Source organism: Porphyrobacter sp. AAP60, assembly GCF_001296025.1.
Lineage (GTDB): Bacteria > Pseudomonadota > Alphaproteobacteria > Sphingomonadales > Sphingomonadaceae > Erythrobacter.
Map to the genome: position 1 here is coordinate 733,001 of NZ_LJHV01000002.1, position 16,400 is coordinate 749,400.

Genomic DNA, 16,400 nt, shown 5'->3' on the forward strand with positions numbered 1-16,400 from the left:
TCTATCTAAAGCCGCCGGATCAATACACCCGCGCTTTCGGCTCGATATAAGCAATATCATCCGTAAGCGTATACTCATGCACCGGACGGTAGTCGATCCGGCTGTTGCTGCCGCGACCGCCCCAGCCGTCGAACCACGCGATGGTGTGCTTCATCCATTCGGCATCGTTGCGATCGGGGAAATCCTCGTGCGCGTGGGCGCCGCGGCTTTCCTTGCGGTTGGCGGCGCTGGCGATGGTGACATTGGCCTGTGCCATCAGATTGTCGAGCTCCAGCGTCTCGATCAGATCGCTGTTCCAGATCAGCGACTGGTCGGTGACGTGGATGTCCTCCATCCGCTTGTTCTGTTCGGCGAGCTTCGCCACGCCTTCGTCCATCAGCTTCTGATCGCGGAACACGGCGCAGTGCTTCTGCATCGCCTTCTGCATTTCCGCACGGATCTGCGCGGTGGGTGATCCGCCCTGAGCATAGCGGAAGTGATCGAGCCGGGTCAGCGCAAAATCGGCGCTGTCGGCGGGAAGTTCGGGCTGCTTGGCATTGGCCTTCAGGCTATCACGCAGGTGATGTCCGGTCGCACGGCCGAACACCACGAGATCGATCAGCGAGTTCGAACCGAGACGGTTGGCCCCGTGCACCGAAACGCAGGCCGCCTCGCCCACGGCATAAAGGCCGGGGATCACATGATCGGGGTTGCCATCCGGCCCCAGGGTCACGACCTGCCCGTGATAGTTACAGGGGATACCGCCCATGTTGTAATGCACCGTCGGGGTCACCGGCAGCGGCTGGCGGGTCAGATCGACACCGGCGAAGATCTTGCCGCTTTCCGTGATGCCCGGCAGACGCTGGGCCAGCACGTTCGGGTCGATGTGATCGAGGTGGAGGTAGATATGATCCCCCTCTGGCCCCACGCCGCGCCCTTCGCGCATTTCCAGCGCCATCGAACGGCTCACCACATCGCGGCTCGCCAGATCCTTGGCGGACGGCGCATACCGCTCCATGAAGCGCTCGCCTTCGGAGTTGGTGAGGTAGCCGCCCTCCCCGCGCGCGCCTTCGGTAATCAGCACGCCCGCACCGTAAATGCCGGTGGGGTGAAACTGGACGAACTCCATGTCCTGCATCGGCAGGCCGGCGCGCAGCACCATGCCGCCACCGTCGCCGGTGCAGGTATGGGCCGAAGTGGCAGTGTAATAGCAGCGGCCATAACCGCCGGTTGCCAGCACGACCGACTGCGCGCGGAAACGGTGGATCGTGCCGTCATCCAGGCACATCGCCATCACGCCGACGCACACCTTCTCGCCGTCGCGTTCGGACATGATCAGATCGAGCGCGAAATATTCGATGAAGAAGTCCGCGTCATACTTCAGGCTCTGCTGATACAGCGCGTGAAGCATCGCGTGACCGGTGCGGTCGGCCGCGGCGCAGGTGCGCTGCACTGGCGGGCCGGCACCCATGTTCTGCATGTGGCCGCCGAACGGGCGCTGGTAGATCGTGCCATCGGCGTTGCGGCTGAAGGGCACGCCTGCGTGCTCAAGTTCGTAAACAGCAGCCGGAGCTTCGCGGGCGAGATATTCGATCGCGTCCTGATCGCCCAGCCAGTCAGACCCCTTGACGGTGTCGTACATGTGCCAGGTCCAGTGATCAGGGCTGTTGTTGCCGAGGCTCGCCGCGATCCCGCCCTGCGCTGCCACGGTATGGCTGCGGGTGGGGAACACCTTGGAGATATTGGCGGTGCGCAGGCCGCTTTCCGCCGCGCCCATCGTGGCGCGCAAGCCCGAACCGCCCGCGCCCACCACCACCACATCATAGGTGTGGTCGATAATCTTGTAAGCGCCCTTCAAGTGAGCCCCGCCGACGTCATTGGCGGTGCCGGGTGCTGCTGCGGTAGCCATCAGGCCTGTCCTCCGAATGCGAGTGCGGCAACGCTGAAAATCGCGAATGCGCCGCCGCCGATAGTTGCAAGATTGAGCGCCGAGATCGCGGCGAATTTGCTGCCGGCTTCGTGGACATAGTCCTCGATCACCACCTGCAGCCCAAGGCGTGCGTGCCAGAACAGGCTGATCACCAGCAGGATCATCGCAGTCGCCGAAATCGGCTGCGACAGCCACTTCACCACATTCTCATAGCCGAAATCGCCCAGCACGACGAAGCTGACCAGCAGCCAGCTCATCAGCACCACATTGCCGATCGCGGTGAAGCGCTGCACCAGCCAGTGATGCGCGCCTGCATGTGCCGAGCCCAGCCCGCGCACGCGTCCGATTGAGGTTCCGTTACCCATAGTCCCGTCTCCTCAGCGAAGCAGCAAGAGGGCCCAGAAGCCCGCGGTGAGTACAACAGCGATGATCGGCGAAGCGATCGACCACAAGCGATTGGTCTTGAGTTCGTAACCTGCGCCGATATCCAGCACGAAGTGGCGCATCCCGCTCATCATGTGAGTGAAAAACGCCCAGCTGAGGCCCACCAGCACCAGCATGCCCAGCGGCGATCCCATGATCGACTGGAAGCTGGCATAGGCGGCAGGCCCGCTGGCCAACGCACCCAGCCACCATACCAGCACGCCAAGTCCAACCACGGCCATGCCGTCACCGGTGGCGCGGTGGAGGATCGATACCAGCATGTGCGGCCCCCAGCGCCACACCTGCAAATGGGGAGAAAGCGGTCTTTGGTTCATGATGATCCCGTCTGGTCCCTAGATTTGGCTTCCCACTTAGCGTCCCACACGCGTGAGGCAAGCGGCGAGCGGTGGACACAGCTTGCAAATTTCGTGATAGGCGCTTGCATGGGACACATACTTGTAACCGGATCAAGTCGCGGAATTGGCAAGGCAGCACTGGCAAAACTGGCCGAGCGCGGGGTGCCGGTGATCGGCCATGCCTCGCGCAGCCACACCGCAGCAGACGGCGCGCCGCCGATCATCGCCGCCGATTTCGGCGATCCCCAGGCTGCGCAAGGCCTGTGGGAAGCCGCGCTGGAACTTTCGGGCGGGCAGATTGACGCCGTGGTCAACAACGCCGGAAGGTTCGAGGCCAACCGGCTTGATCGTTCGGACATCGAATGGCTGGATGCGTGGGAGGATACCTTGCGCGTCAACCTCACTTCGGCAGCGCAGCTTTCGCGTTTTGCCGTCAACCACTGGCACGCGCGCGGGGTAGGCGGCAGGCTGATCCACGTCGCCAGCCGCGCCGCCTATCGCGGTGACAGCCCGGCGCACTGGCACTATGCCGCCGCCAAAAGCGGGATGATCGCCATGCACAAGACCATCGCCCGCGCCTATGCCAAGGATGGCATCCTGAGCTTTGCCGTCACCCCCGGCTTTACCGATACCAGCATGGCGGGCGATTACCTCGCCAGCCGCGGCGGGCCGGGCTTGCTGGCCGACATCCCGCTCGGCCGCGTTGCCGCGCCCGACGAAATCGCCGCCATCATCGCCTTCTGCGCGCTGGACGCCCCGCCAAGCATGACCGGCGCGGTGATCGACGCCAACGGAGCAAGCTTTGTCCGCTAAACTTCCCGCCGCCTTGCTCGCAGCCTTGGGCCTTGCTGCCTGCGCCCATGCCGAAGCCCCCGCCCCGCTGGTGCCCGAAGCCAACCGCGCCGCATGGGTCGCTGCCTGCACGGACTGGGACGATTGGGACAAGCCCGCCCCGCCCTACCGCATCTACGGCAACACCTACCATGTCGGCACCTGCGGGATCGCCGCTATCCTGATCGTGGGCGATGAAGGCGCGGTACTGATCGACAGCGGCACTGCACCCGGATCAGACGTTATTGCTGCCAATATCGCCGCGCTCGGCTTTGCCATGGCGGACGTAAAGGCGCTGTTCGGCAGTCACGAGCATTTCGATCACGTCGGCGGCATGGCCCGGTTGCAGCAGGCGAGCGGCGCGCCGCTGTGGGTCGGCGCGGATGCTGTTCCGGTGATGCGCACCGGCAAGGATGATCCGCGCGATCCGCAGGCAGGAATGCACGATCCGATGGAGCCCGTCACCGGCACTGTCCGCGCCGCTGCCGATGGCGAGGTCATCACCGCAGGCGGCACCGCTATCACCGCCATCGCCACCCCCGGTCATACGCTGGGCGCGATGAGCTGGCAGTGGCAGAGCTGCGACGAGGGTGCATGTATCACCATCGTCTATGCCGACAGCCTCTCGCCGGTCAGCGCCGATGTTTATCGCTTCACCGACCATCCGGAATATGTCGCGATGTTCCGCCGCGGGATCGCCCGGCTCGATCCGATTGCCTGCGACCTGCTGCTGACCCCCCACCCTTCGGCAAGTGCGATGCGCGCGCGGCTGGCTGGCGATGCCCCGTGGATCGATCCCGGCGCGTGTCAGGCCTATGCCGCGATGGCGACCATGCGGCTGGACAACCGCCTCGCCAAGGAAGCCACCGCGCAATGACAACCTGGAAGCTCAGCCTCCACGCCCCCAAACCGGTCGTGCAAGCCGCCCTACTGGCGCATGACGACATCGACGATTGGGACGCCGATCTGGTGATCGCCGGACGCGAAATCGCAGAAAACCGCCCGGATGACTGGGTGCTGGAAGGCTGGTTCCCGAAAAAGCCCGGCCAAGCCGAGAAGGCCGCGCTGAAGGGCCTGTTCGAAGGAACCGCGCCTAAAATCACCATCGAGGAACTGCCGCCGCAGGACTGGGTGACGCTGAGCCAGCACAATGTCGCACCGATCCGCGCCGGGCGCTTCCACATCCACACGCCCGATTATCCCGCAGACGCGGATGCGATAGACTTCATCATTCCCGCCAGTCAGGCCTTCGGCACCGGCCAGCACCGCACCACTGCCGGTTGTCTGGAAATGCTGACCGACATGAAGGCGAGCGGCATGACGGCGCGCAACATCGCCGATATCGGCACCGGCACCGGCCTGCTGGGCTTCGCCGCGCTGGCCCTGTGGCCGCGCGCCAAGGTGACGCTGACAGATATCGATCCGGTGTGCGTGCCGGTGGTCGAAGAAAACGCCGCCCTCAACGCCATACCGCTCGGCCCGCGTGCGGGCGAGGCGGTGATGGTGGTGGCCGACGGGATGGACGATCCGCTGATCACGGTGCGCGGGCCGTATGACGTGCTGATCGCCAACATCCTTGCCGGGCCACTGGTGGAACTCGCACCAGATTTCGCCCGTGCGGTAACGCCCGGCGGAAGCCTGCTGCTGGCCGGATTGCTGGCAGGCGATCAGGAAGCGGCGGTAAAGCGCGCCATGATGCTGGCCGGTTTCCGCATGGCAAAGCGGTTGCAACGCGGCGACTGGGCGATCCTGTGGCTGCGGAGGCGCCGGCTGCGCGGGAACTGATTGGCTGCAAAAAGGAACATCGGGCGGCTCATTCGCTTGGACTGGGTAACTGAAACACAAGCCCAGGAGACCCATCATGGCCCGCACACTTCTCATCACCGGCGCATCGTCCGGAATCGGCGCCGCCACCGCCCGCCTCGCCGCCGAAAAGGGCTGGAACGTCGCGTTGCTCGCGCGCTCGGCCGACAAGCTTGATGATCTCGCCGGTCAGATCGGTGACGCCGCGCTCGCGCTTCCTTGCGATGTGACCGACCGGGACGATCTCGCCACTGCCATTGCCAAGGTGGCGGAGCGTTTCGGCGGGATCGATGCCGTCTTTGCCAATGCCGGAAAGGGCGTGTCCAACCCCGGGATCGAAAAAGGCGATCCCAAGGAATGGCACGACATGATCCACCTTAACATCCTCGCCGTGCTTTACACCGCCCATGCGGCGATGCCGCACCTGCGCAAGACCAAGGGCCATTTCGTCGTCACCGGCTCCAAAGCCGGACGTGATCACATGAAGGGATCAGTCTATTCGGCAACCAAGTGGTTCATCCACGGGCTGTCTGACAACATCGCCGAAGAAATGCGGGAATGGGGCGGCCGCGCAACGGTGATCGCGCCGGGCATGGTCAACACCGGATTCTTCGACGAGGAAAAGCCGACCAAGCTTCAGCCCGATGATGTCGCAGCAGCCGTGATCTTCGCACTGGAACAGCCCGAAACATCGGCGGTGCGCGAAATCTACCTGATGCCCAACGATTAAGGCTGCAACAGAGCGTCTTCCAGCAGCGCAAGCGCGTTGCGGGTGAAGGCGCCCATGTTGGCGATCCGGTCGTCGCTGGCAGTGTCGAGGACGCGGGTATGCTCGCTCCCCGGCCCTGCCAGTGCGGCCACGCTGCGCCCGGCTGGCGCGCCGCTGGGGTGTGCTGATCCGCCAACAGAGCCACTTTCCGCCAGCCCCCAGTCGGCGCCGAAATTGTCGCGGATGGCGCGGGCCTGCAGCAGCGCATAATCCGCGCTCGCCCCTCGCATTCCCTTGTAGGTCTCACGCGGCAGGGCGAACAGCACGTCGCGCGCGCGGAAGGAATAGACCACCCCGCCGCCCACGAAAAAATCGAGCGCACCCGGCACCGTGAGCAGCGAAGCCGCAATCAGGCCTCCCGTGGCGCCGTCTGCCACCGCCACTTTCTCGCTCCGCGCCCGCAGCAGGGCCGCGATCCGCATCGCCTGCGGATGGAGCTCGCGCAGCAAATCCATCAGCCCGAACCCAAAGCCTCGGCGACAATGGCCGCCCAGCCCGCCTCGTCCATCGTTTCGATCCCGAGTTCTGCGGCCTTCTTCAGCTTCGATCCCGCCCCCGGCCCTGCGACCAGCAGATCCGTTTTGGCCGAAACAGAACCCGCAGCCTTCGCGCCCAGCCGTTCGGCCTGCGCCTTGGCTTCATCGCGGCTCATGGTTTCCAGCTTCCCGGTGAACACCACCGTCTTGCCTGCCACCCGGCTGGCAATTGTTTTCACCTCGTAACGCGGCGGGGTGACCTCGGAGAGGATATCCTCCCACACCGCCACATTGTGCGGTTCATGGAAGAAATCGGCGAGGGAATGGGCGACGGTCGCCCCGAACTGGTCGGATACGCCGAACGTGTCCTTGGCTGCCTCATCCATGCGCGCCTTGAATGGTGATGCCTTCTCGTCAGCAACTTGTGGGTGGCCATGCCGATAATTGTGAAACGTCTCGGCTGCCGCACGCAGGGCAGGCAGATCGCCAAGCGCCTTCATCAAATCCCGCGCCGTCACCTCGCCCACATGCCGGATGCCGAGGCCGAACAGCAACCGCGCCGCATCGGGCGTACGCTTGGCTTCGATCGCGGCCAGCAGGTTATCGACCGACTTCTCCTGCCACCCTTCAAGGCCGAGTATCTCGCTGTGCCGTTTGCGCAAGCGGTAGATATCCGCCGGGCTTTCGAGCCAGCCCAGCGCGAAGAACTGCGCGATGGTCTTTTCCCCCAGCCCCTCGATATCCAATGCCTTGCGGCTGACGAAGTGTTCCAAGCGCTGGGTGCGCTGCGCGGGGCAGATCAGCCCGCCGGTGCAGCGCACATCGACCTCGCCTTCTTCGGCCACCGCTTCGCTGCCGCATTCGGGGCAGTGATCGGGGAAGGGAAAGGCGGCGCGGGTTTCATTGCGGGTCAGGTTTTCGACCACCTGCGGAATCACATCGCCGGCGCGCTGGATCACCACGCGGTCCCCGATGCGCAGGCCGAGCCGTGCGATCTCGTCGCGGTTGTGCAGTGTGACATTGGTGACAGTCACCCCGCCTACCAGCACCGGTGCGAGACGGCCCACCGGGGTCAGCTTGCCCGTTCGGCCCACCTGAATGTCGATCCCCTGAACCGTGGTTTCGGCACGTTCCGCCGGGAACTTGTGCGCCAGCGCCCAGCGCGGGGCCTTGGCGACAAAACCCAGCCGTTCCTGCCAATCGAGCCGGTCGAGTTTGTAGACCACGCCGTCAATGTCATAGGGCAGCGTTGGCCGTGCGGCGCCGATGGTGTTGAAGTGCGCGATCAATTCGGCAGCGTCGCCCTCGATCCGGGTGAACAGCGGGGAGACGGGAAAGCCCCATGCTCTAAGCGTTTCGACCACCTCGCTCTGGGTCGCGCCCGGCACTTCCGACGCAGCGCCCCAGCCATGCGCCCAGAACCGCAGCGGACGTCTGGCCGTAACGTTCGCATCCTTCTGCCGCAGGCTTCCGGCAGCGGCATTGCGCGGGTTGGCAAACAGCTTCCCGCCCGCTTCATGCTGCGCAGCATTGAGTGCGGTAAAAGCCTGTTTTTCCATATAGACCTCGCCGCGCACTTCAAACACGGCGGGGACCTCCCATGTCCCGTCCCCTTCCCCGTTCGCGTCGAGCGCAGTCGAGACGCCTTCTCCAGCCAAGTCTCTCGACTTCGCTCGAGACGAACGGAGGGTTTGGGGAATATCGGGGATATGCGCGACGTTGGCCGTCACATCCTCACCCACCTGTCCATCGCCGCGCGTGGCGGCGCGTACCAGCTTACCGTTCTCGTAGCGCAGTGAGCAGGACAGCCCGTCGATCTTGTCCTCTGCCGTGCAGGCCAGCGGTGCGGCTTCGGGCAGGTTGAGGAACCGCCGCATCCGAGCCAGCCATTCTGCGACCTCTTCGGAGGAAAACGCATTATCGAGGCTCATCATCCGAACCTCGTGCGCCACCTTGCCGAGCGGCGAGGCGGCGATCGCATGGCCGACTTTGCGCGAGGGGCTATCGTCACGGATCAGATCCGGAAAGGCCGCTTCCAGTTCCGCATTGCGGCGCACCAGCGCATCATATTCGGCGTCGGAAACCTCGGGCGAATCCTCGGCGTGATACAGCCTGTCATGCCGCGCAATGGCGCGGGCGAGGCGCATCAATTCATTGGCGGCCTCGGCTTCGGAGAGGCTTGCAGTGTCAGTCATCGCCTTGTTACTCGCCCTTCAGCACAGCCAGCATCGCCGCCTCGTTCGCGGCATATTCGGGCGCGCCGGGAGTGATGATCGAAAAATGGCTCGCGCCGGGATTTTCGCGCACCGTCACCCGCGCGCCGCCCCCTGCCAGCGCTGCCAGCGTGGCGGCAGAAGGCGCAGGGAGTTTGGCCTGCACGAACAGCAGATCGTTCAGATTAGGCGCAGCGGTAAAGGGCGAGATCGCCTTGTAGCGTTCAGGATAGCGTTGCTGCTCCCCGCCCATGAACGGGGCGACCGCCGAAAACTGGCACAGGCTATCGAACGCGGGCTGTTCTGCGCCGACATCGCCGGGGCCGTCGAGCACAATCGCGGCGCGGGCTAGGGTCGGGGAGCGCGCGCCGACAGGGCCATCCGCGCCCTGACGGTTGGTGAGCCACTGCGCAGGGAGCGCTCCCGCCGAATGGCCCACCAGCGTCACGCGGGCGCGGTCGATGGGGTAGCGCGCCACCACCTTGTCGATCATTTTTGCCGAAGCCGCCCAATCCTCGAATGACCCCGGCCAGCCGCCGCCATCGCCCACCTCGCGGTAATCGACATTCAGCGTGGCAATGCCGAGTTGCTGCCAGCGCGTCGCGAGCGGGGCCATATAGGCTTGCGATGCAATGCCGGTCTTCCAGCACCCGCCATGATAGATCACCGCTAGAGGGAACGGGCCGTCCCCTCGCGGCACGCGAAGTTCGGCAAACCCGCGTCGATGATCGGCGTAGCGCAGAATCGCATCAGGCGCGGAGGCCGCCAGATTGGCCTCGGTTCCGTAGGTGGCGTTGTTGGGCTGGGCGAGCGGCAGGGGCTCGACAGCCGCAGGCGTGATAGGAGCGCAGGCGGCGGTCGCGCAAACCAGCAAAGCGAGGGCGCGCATCACACGCCCTCCAGCAAGCGATCCGCCTGCGCCCGCGCCTCTGGCGTAACTTCCGCGCCCGACAGCATTCGCGCGATTTCCTCTTGCCGTCCGGCCTGATCGAGCAGCACCACGCTGGTCCGCGTCACCGTGCCGCTGGATGCCTTGGCTATAAAGTAGTGCTGCCCCCCGCGGGCGGCGACCTGCGGCGAGTGCGTGACCGCCAGCAATTGCCCTTCGCGTGCCGCAAGCCGCGCCAGCCGTTCACCAATGGCCGAGGCGACCGCCCCGCCCACGCCGCGATCAATCTCGTCGAAGATGATCGTCGCCGCCCCGCCCTGTTCCGCCAGCGCGACCTTGAGCGCGAGGATGAAGCGCGACAGTTCGCCGCCCGATGCGATCTTGTTCAGCGGCGCAAAGTCCGCGCCGGGGTTGGTCGAGATCAGGAACTCCGCCGCATCCATGCCGCTCGCGCCCCAGCGGTCTTCGGGCAGGCGCGTCACCGCAGTGCGGAACTTCGCGGCATCAAGCTTCAGCGGCGCAAGCTCTGCCGCCACTGCTGTATCCAGCCGCTGCGCGCCCGCGACACGCGCCGCATGCGCTGCCTCGGCCGCAGTAACATAGGCGCTGCGCGCTTCCTTCGCGGCAGCCTCCAAAGCATCAAGCTGCGCCTCCCCGCCCTCGATCGCGTCCAACCGGCTGCGCATGGTGCGCATCAGTTCGGGCAGGTCATCAACCTCGCAGCGGTGCTTGCGCGCCGCAGCCCGCAGTTCGAACAGACGGGTTTCGGCATTCTCCAGCGCATGGGGATCGTGCAGCAGCGCCCCGGCTGCTTCGCGGAGCTTGTCTTCGGCCTCGCCCGCCTCGATCACGGCGCGATCCAGCGCGGCAAGCGCTTCGGCCAGCAGCGGGTGTTCGGGCGCGATCCGGTCAAGCTTACGCGCCGCGACCCGCAGCGAAGCGAGCGGCGAATCCGATCCGTCCCACACATGCCGCAGCGTTTCGAGATCGCCTGCCAGCCGCTCGCTCTTCTGCATGTCCGCCCGCGCCCCGGCGAGCCGCGCTTCCTCGCCCGCGACAGGTTCAAGCGCGGCGAGTTCGGCCAGATGCGCGATCAGCAGATCCTGATCGGCCTTGGCCTGTTCCACCGCGCCGCGTGCCTCGGACAATTGCGCCTCGGCCCTCGCCCACGCGCTATAGGCGCGCTCCAGCCCCGCACTGTCGGTGCCGGAATACCGATCCAGCAGCAGCCGATGCCCGCGCGGGTTCACCAGCCCGCGATCATCGTGCTGGCCGTGCAATTCCACCAGCGCAGGTGCCAATTCGCGCAGCAGGGCGACGCTGGCGGGTTGATCGTTGATGAAGGCCTTCGACCCGCCATCGGCCTTGACCTGCCGACGGATCAACAAAGGCTCGCCCGGTTCGATAGCAATGTCGGCATCATCCAGCGCGGCCGCGATGGCGGCGGGCAGCGCCGCGAATTCAAAGCTGGCAGTAACGCTCGCCTTATCCTCGCCGCTGCGCACCAGCCCGCTTTCGGCGCGATCACCCAGAATCAGCCCCAGCGCATCAAGCAGGATCGATTTTCCCGCCCCCGTCTCCCCCGTCAGCACACCGAGCCCGCGCGCGAAATCGAGATCGAGCGCTTCGATAAGGACGATGTTGCGGATGGAAAGGCGGGTCAGCATGGGCGGAAGAACAGATAGCGCACACCCACGCCCGCGTCACCTGCGGATGATCGGCAAATCCCCAAACCCGATATCCGAAAACTCCAAAATCGGCGGCCAACCAGCCGCAAGGGCGACCGCCCTCCCGCAGCAGGTGCAGCTTTTCTGCACGCATGGCGAGGATGTGCGCCCGGAGGGGCGCACACACATCAAGACACCGTCACGCCTTCTGCGTGCTTGTCCACCAGTTTGAAGGCGCGCTCGTACCAGTCGGTGCCGGGGTAATTCGCGCCCAGCACTGCGGCATATTTCACCGCTTCCTGCGGCAGACCCAGCGCAAGGCTGCTTTCGGTCAGGCGGTACAGGGCTTCGGGCGTGTGGCTGGTGGTATCGAACTTTTCCACGACATTACGGAACCGCAGGTCAGCGGCAAGCCACAGGCCCATGCGCTGATAATGCCGCCCGATCTCCATTTCCTTGCCCGCAAGGTGATCGGCCACCAGATCCAGCTTCAGCCGCGCATCGGCGGCATATTCGGTCTGGGGGAAACGCCGGTTGACCTCACGCAGCGCGGTCTGCGCCTGTTCGGTGATCTTCTGGTCGCGGTTCACATCGCTGATCTGCTCGTAATAGGAGAGCGCGATCAGGTAATAGGCGTAAGGCGCATCCTTGTTGCCCGGGTGGATCGACAGGAAGCGCTGCGCATTGCCCACCGCCTTGTTGTAATCGCGGGCGATGTAATAGCTGAAAGCGCTCATCAACTGTGCGCGCCGGGCCCAGGGCGAATAGGGGTGCTGGCGCTCCACCTCGTCAAACAGCGCGGCTGCCTGAAGCGTATTGCCCCGGTCAAGCCGCCGCTGCGCTTCGGCATAGAGCGATTCGACATCGCGCGCGACATAGGCAACGTCCTTGCCTGCCGTGCTGCCACCACAGGCGGACAAGGTGGCAAGAGTGGCGGCGGCGATCGCGGCGCGAGCAAGGCGCGTGGTGAGTTTGGTCGGCATGGGCGGGTGTATAGCGAGCGGTCCGGTGAATGGGAAGTGAAGGTGTGGGAGGCGCAGGCGCTTTTGCACCCCGGCGACAAGCCATCAAACACGAGCAATGAAAGCGGTTGCCTGCATGGCGAGTTGAAGTATTCTTGCACCGCAGGCCCAGTGGGGGGAATGTGACTTGCTCGTCGTATCCGATCGACATTACCAGGCGACACAATCCAGCGCGATCGAAAGCTGGCTGCGGATAACCGTGCCAGAAGTTGCGCGGCGTTATCCGGAATGGACGCAGCAGATCGGGATCGCGGGCGTCGAGGATTTGTGCCGGGAGATTGAGCAATTTTCGGCCCGATACGAATTCGATGACGAGGAATGTTTCTGGAAAATTCTGGAAAGACGAATTGCTGATCCGGAATTGCTCTCTTCACTGACCGAGTTTCAAATCTTTGCTCTATCCCGCAAGGGCGCGGCAGAAACACTGCGGCTGCAAAGGTTTTTGGACGACAAGACGCGTGGATCGCCGACCGTGCTGATAAGGCTGGGTTTCGACAGCGAGGAGGATCAATGAGTTTCGCCGCACCGGCTGCATCCTGCCCGTCTTGCCAGGCATGGACCAATGCCCCGACCGCATCAGCCAGCCAAAGCAGAACCGAGCCGGTTCAACGCGTCCGGATCGTGCTGTTCTATGACGGCACATTCAATAACAAGTTCAACACGGCTGCCCGCCAACGTGGCGGGTCCGCGCGCGCCGGACAGGCAAGCTATGCCAACGATGTCTCCAATGTCGCGCGGATGTCGGAGAAGCTCGTGCCCGCGGGCGGTTACCGCGGCAAGGCCTATGATGTGGTCATCCCGATCTACATCGAAGGAATCGGGACGACCACCGGGGGCGATGATTCGGTCAAGACCGGCGGAGCATTTGGCACTGGCGGCACCGGCGTTCTCGAAAAGGTTGAAAGCGGTTTCTCAAAAGCGCTCGAACGCCTGATGAAGCGCCCGGCATCGATCCCGTTCGAATTCATCCACTTCGATACTTTCGGCTTCAGCCGCGGCGCTGCGGCGGCGCGCAATGCGGTGCACCGGATCCTGAACGGCCGATCCAAACCCATGGGCCGCACAATCGTTAACCTGCCTGGCGCGCGAAAGAAGCTGACCGATGCGGGCCGCAAGGTATCCGACCTTAAGATCCGCTTTGTTGGCCTCTATGATACGGTTGCTTCCTATGGGTGGGATCATGACAACGATACCAGGGAGCTCCGGCTCGACAGTATTTCAGCCGCCGACCAGGTCGTGCATCTCGCCGCAGCAGACGAACACCGCTACAACTTCCGGCTGACAAACACGTCATCGAACAGAGGCGGGAACAGTTTCGAACTGTTCCTGCCCGGTGGGCATTCAGATATTGGTGGGGGCTACAACGACGGCGCCGTTGCGCATTTTGTCGTCTGGAAAGATTCCGTGAACCGGTTTGCGTCGACTGCGGGTCTGGAGCGGCGCCAGGCAAACGAGTTGGCATGGCTGCGCGGTCAAGGCTGGTTCACAGGCGGGGGCAACCGCCTGACCACAACCGATGTCACCGGTGTGATCAACCGGGAATTCAGCATCATCGGGCGGCAGTCGACTGCTTTGAACCAGTATTGCTTTATCCCGCTCAACATCATGGGCCGCCGCGCAAGCGAACAAGATTTGAACTTTTCGAACCTGAATCGCGTGACGGGTAACGAACTGCTCGGGGTGCAAAGCGGACTGCGCCTTTACGAAAATGCCCGTCGCCACGCATCAAGTCCGTTTGACTGGTTTCACCAAACCAGCAGTCGTTATCTCGCCGATTTGCCGGGTCTTCGTTCTCGGCATCTGCATTTCACATCCTATTTCAAGGATTTGGGCGATCCGACTTGGGTTGACGATCTCCTCAGCCCCATGAGACCCAACTATGTGAATGGTCGCCGGGAACGGGTGATCCAGAATGGCTAGAGCTTTGATGAATGCCCTGGCTTTTGTCGCCCTTGCCGGCGCGATCGGAAGTTGCCAGCCAAGCACATCGGAGAACACTGTGATCAGCAAATTCGAATGGTACGCCAGCGAAAGCGCGCCGAAGGATTATCCCGCCTATCTGCTGACGTCGTTTCTCCTTTTGCGTGACGGCAACACGGAGGGGCTTCCCAGTGACAGGGTTGTCAGCACCGGTTGGGGGGAGCTGGGCTCGATCCAGCTTATCGGTGACCCGCTCAAGGCTCCGCCGGAAAAGCTCGACATCAGATGGTATGATCTGCTGGCACGCACAGGATTTGGCGGCGAAATCGATCTGGACACGCAAAACATCGAAGACCGGATGCGCGCCGGACTGCGGAACGAGGACGGGGGTGAGGCGCACCGGATCGAAGCGGTCTTGTTCGGCATGGCGCCGGGCGGCAATCTGGCGGTCTGGGTCACTGGCGGACGTGTGACCCATCTGGTGTCGATGCACAGGCTGCCGATGATCGAAATCCCGATCGCGGACATGTCCAACGACCCCGCCGATACGCACGCGACCTTCGCCAACCGCTATCTCGACCTCCTACTGCCTGAAAAAGCCGCGGGGGCCAACCGCACCCCTCCGCCGGAGGGCCAATGGCAGGCCTATGCGCAGCGCAGCGATTACCGCCCGCTGGTCACCGGGGAGTTCACGGGCGACCTCCTGTGGATGACCTTCCTCAATGGCGAGACCGACTGGTTCGATCTGTCCGGTGAGCGCGACAAGCCGTCTTCGGTAGAGGCCCCGGGGCTTGCACTGCCGGTCAAGGCCGACTTCACCTGGACTGGCCCGACCGGCCGCAAGTTCGTCGCCCTCGTCGAATTCGATGAAGCTGAAGTGCGCGAAGCCTTTGCCAGGCTTTCAAACGGCACCGACGCCCGCCCGATGGTCATCGAGTTCGAACCTGTCGAGAGCACCCTCAAGGTCGATGTCTTCCTTCGGGCGGGCAAACAATTCTACAGGTTCGAAAAACTGAAGTCGGTGATTTCGGCACCCTGAGGCTCTTCGCCCAACGCCACCGCTTCCGCATGAACCCGCGCGCCCGATCATCGCGCGCGCCGCCCTCTCCCGTTTCCTACCCCGCCCGTTTCTGCTCCGGTCTGCGCCCCCTCCGCCAGCGAAGACCCGCCCATGACCCGCCGATCCGATCCCCGCACCACCCGCCTGCCCGCCCCTGCCCGCGGCCAGTTGCCCGCCTTCACCCCGGTCCCGCGCCAGTATGTCCGCCACGATGGCTGGACGCCCGAACGCCAAGCCGCCTTCATCGAAGCGCTCGCCGATACCGGATCGGTCGAGGCCGCGTGCAAGGCGGTCAACATGAGCCAGCCCGGCGCCTACCACCTTCGCCGCCAGCCCGGTGCCGATAGCTTCGCCGCCGCATGGGAGGCCGCGCTCGATTGCGGGGTGCAGCGGGTCGAGGATGTGGTGATGGACCGCGCGCTCAATGGCGTGGAGGAACCGCTCTACTCCTACGGCAAGCTGGTCGGCACCCGCCGCCGTTACAATGACCGGCTGCTGATGTTCATCCTGCGCAACCGCGCGCCCGAGCGATTTTCCGAAGGCAAGCGCACCTCCGGCATGGGCGGCCTCAACGCGGTCGGCCAGATGGAGGTCGATCGGCTGAAGAAACAATGGCGCAAGGAATGGGAGGCCGAGCAAGCCAATGTCACCCCCGCCGAGGTGCGCGCCAGCATCGACCGCAAGATCGAAGCGATCCGCCAGCGCCACACGAGGGACGCCGCCGCGATGTGGGCCAAGCTGTCAGACGAAACCCGCGCCGCGTGGGAGCATTTCACCGCCCTGCGCACCCGCGACCTCGACGCCCTCGCCGCCGACGAAGCCGAACGCGCGCTGGTCGCCCGGCGCATCATCGACTGGCCCGACCCTGTGCCACCGGGGCCCTACAGGTCGCCGGAGCCTGAGCCGCCGAAGACGGTTTGGACGATCAAGGATGAGGGGTTTGATCCTTGATGGGCGGCGGACGTGGAAAAGCATCCATTCCGGGTGGTCTTGGCCCCATAATCGTTGCACACTGCCAGACCGGAACATATGGTGTCCATCAGACGCCTGATGAGGTTAACC

Annotated in this window: 16 protein-coding genes; 8 read left to right on the plus strand and 8 right to left on the minus strand. The window is 64.3% G+C overall.

Features of this window, described 5'->3' with window-relative positions; genetic code table 11:
- Window positions 1-19: 19 nt before the first annotated feature.
- From sdhA to sdhC, 3 genes are read right to left on the minus strand one after another with little or no spacing between them, the layout of a single operon-like run.
- Window positions 20-1,888, minus strand: coding sequence for a succinate dehydrogenase flavoprotein subunit (sdhA, locus tag IP79_RS04050; RefSeq protein WP_054117913.1), 1,869 nt, complete (start codon window positions 1,886-1,888; stop codon window positions 20-22).
- Window positions 1,888-2,274: a succinate dehydrogenase, hydrophobic membrane anchor protein gene (sdhD, locus tag IP79_RS04055; protein WP_054117914.1), complete on the minus strand. Its 387-nt coding sequence runs from the start codon at window positions 2,272-2,274 to the stop codon at window positions 1,888-1,890. Before sdhD ends, sdhA begins: the two co-directional genes overlap by 1 nt.
- 12 nt (window positions 2,275-2,286) lie before the next feature.
- Window positions 2,287-2,667, minus strand: a complete 381-nt coding sequence (sdhC, locus tag IP79_RS04060; protein WP_054117915.1) for a succinate dehydrogenase, cytochrome b556 subunit — start codon at window positions 2,665-2,667, stop codon at window positions 2,287-2,289.
- 108 nt (window positions 2,668-2,775) lie between these two features.
- Here sdhC and IP79_RS04065 point away from each other — a divergent pair, with 108 nt between their 5' ends.
- The 4 genes from IP79_RS04065 to IP79_RS04080 all read left to right on the plus strand — a co-directional run bounded on the left by IP79_RS04065 (window position 2,776) and on the right by IP79_RS04080 (window position 6,052).
- A complete protein-coding gene (locus tag IP79_RS04065; protein WP_054117916.1) occupies window positions 2,776-3,501 on the plus strand; it encodes an SDR family NAD(P)-dependent oxidoreductase in 726 nt (241 codons plus the stop codon).
- Complete coding sequence (gene bla, locus IP79_RS04070; protein WP_082336988.1) at window positions 3,491-4,396, plus strand: subclass B3 metallo-beta-lactamase; 906 nt, start codon at window positions 3,491-3,493, stop codon at window positions 4,394-4,396. Before IP79_RS04065 ends, bla begins: the two co-directional genes overlap by 11 nt.
- Window positions 4,393-5,304, plus strand: coding sequence for a 50S ribosomal protein L11 methyltransferase (locus tag IP79_RS04075; RefSeq protein ID WP_054117918.1), 912 nt, complete (start codon window positions 4,393-4,395; stop codon window positions 5,302-5,304). Before bla ends, IP79_RS04075 begins: the two co-directional genes overlap by 4 nt.
- A 76-nt stretch (window positions 5,305-5,380) precedes the next feature.
- On the plus strand, window positions 5,381-6,052 hold the full coding sequence (locus IP79_RS04080; protein ID WP_054117919.1) for an SDR family oxidoreductase: 672 nt from the start codon (window positions 5,381-5,383) through the stop codon (window positions 6,050-6,052).
- On the opposite strand, the gene IP79_RS04085 is transcribed toward IP79_RS04080, so the two are convergent.
- From IP79_RS04085 to IP79_RS04105, 5 genes are all read right to left on the minus strand, one after another.
- Entirely contained in the window at window positions 6,049-6,546 is a 498-nt protein-coding gene (locus IP79_RS04085) for a CinA family protein (protein WP_054117920.1), read from the minus strand. The two genes, IP79_RS04080 and IP79_RS04085, sit on opposite strands and share 4 nt — an antisense overlap.
- Window positions 6,546-8,762 carry an NAD-dependent DNA ligase LigA gene (gene ligA, locus IP79_RS04090; protein ID WP_054117921.1) on the minus strand — a complete coding sequence of 739 codons (2,217 nt, stop codon included), beginning with the start codon at window positions 8,760-8,762 and terminating at the stop codon, window positions 6,546-6,548. The genes IP79_RS04085 and ligA overlap by 1 nt, the downstream gene beginning before the upstream one ends.
- A 7-nt stretch (window positions 8,763-8,769) precedes the next feature.
- Window positions 8,770-9,669, minus strand: a complete 900-nt coding sequence (locus tag IP79_RS04095) for an alpha/beta hydrolase family protein (protein WP_054117922.1) — start codon at window positions 9,667-9,669, stop codon at window positions 8,770-8,772.
- Window positions 9,669-11,336 (minus strand): DNA repair protein RecN, encoded by a 1,668-nt coding sequence (gene recN, locus IP79_RS04100; RefSeq protein WP_054117923.1) that lies wholly within the window; start codon window positions 11,334-11,336, stop codon window positions 9,669-9,671. The genes IP79_RS04095 and recN overlap by 1 nt, the downstream gene beginning before the upstream one ends.
- Window positions 11,337-11,524: 188 nt before the next feature.
- Entirely contained in the window at window positions 11,525-12,319 is a 795-nt protein-coding gene (locus IP79_RS04105; RefSeq protein WP_054117924.1) for an outer membrane protein assembly factor BamD, read from the minus strand.
- A 166-nt stretch (window positions 12,320-12,485) separates the two neighbouring features.
- Here IP79_RS04105 and IP79_RS04110 point away from each other — a divergent pair, with 166 nt between their 5' ends.
- The 4 genes from IP79_RS04110 to IP79_RS04125 all read left to right on the plus strand — a co-directional run bounded on the left by IP79_RS04110 (window position 12,486) and on the right by IP79_RS04125 (window position 16,289).
- Window positions 12,486-12,872, plus strand: a complete 387-nt coding sequence (locus IP79_RS04110) for a hypothetical protein (RefSeq protein WP_054117925.1) — start codon at window positions 12,486-12,488, stop codon at window positions 12,870-12,872.
- Window positions 12,869-14,278, plus strand: a complete 1,410-nt coding sequence (locus IP79_RS04115) for a T6SS phospholipase effector Tle1-like catalytic domain-containing protein (RefSeq protein ID WP_054117926.1) — start codon at window positions 12,869-12,871, stop codon at window positions 14,276-14,278. The genes IP79_RS04110 and IP79_RS04115 overlap by 4 nt, the downstream gene beginning before the upstream one ends.
- A 79-nt stretch (window positions 14,279-14,357) precedes the next feature.
- Window positions 14,358-15,317, plus strand: a complete 960-nt coding sequence (locus IP79_RS04120) for a DUF2931 family protein (protein WP_233994075.1) — start codon at window positions 14,358-14,360, stop codon at window positions 15,315-15,317.
- Window positions 15,318-15,449: 132 nt separating this feature from the next.
- Window positions 15,450-16,289 (plus strand): hypothetical protein, encoded by an 840-nt coding sequence (locus tag IP79_RS04125; RefSeq protein WP_054117928.1) that lies wholly within the window; start codon window positions 15,450-15,452, stop codon window positions 16,287-16,289.
- The last annotated feature ends 111 nt before the right edge of the window (window positions 16,290-16,400 follow it).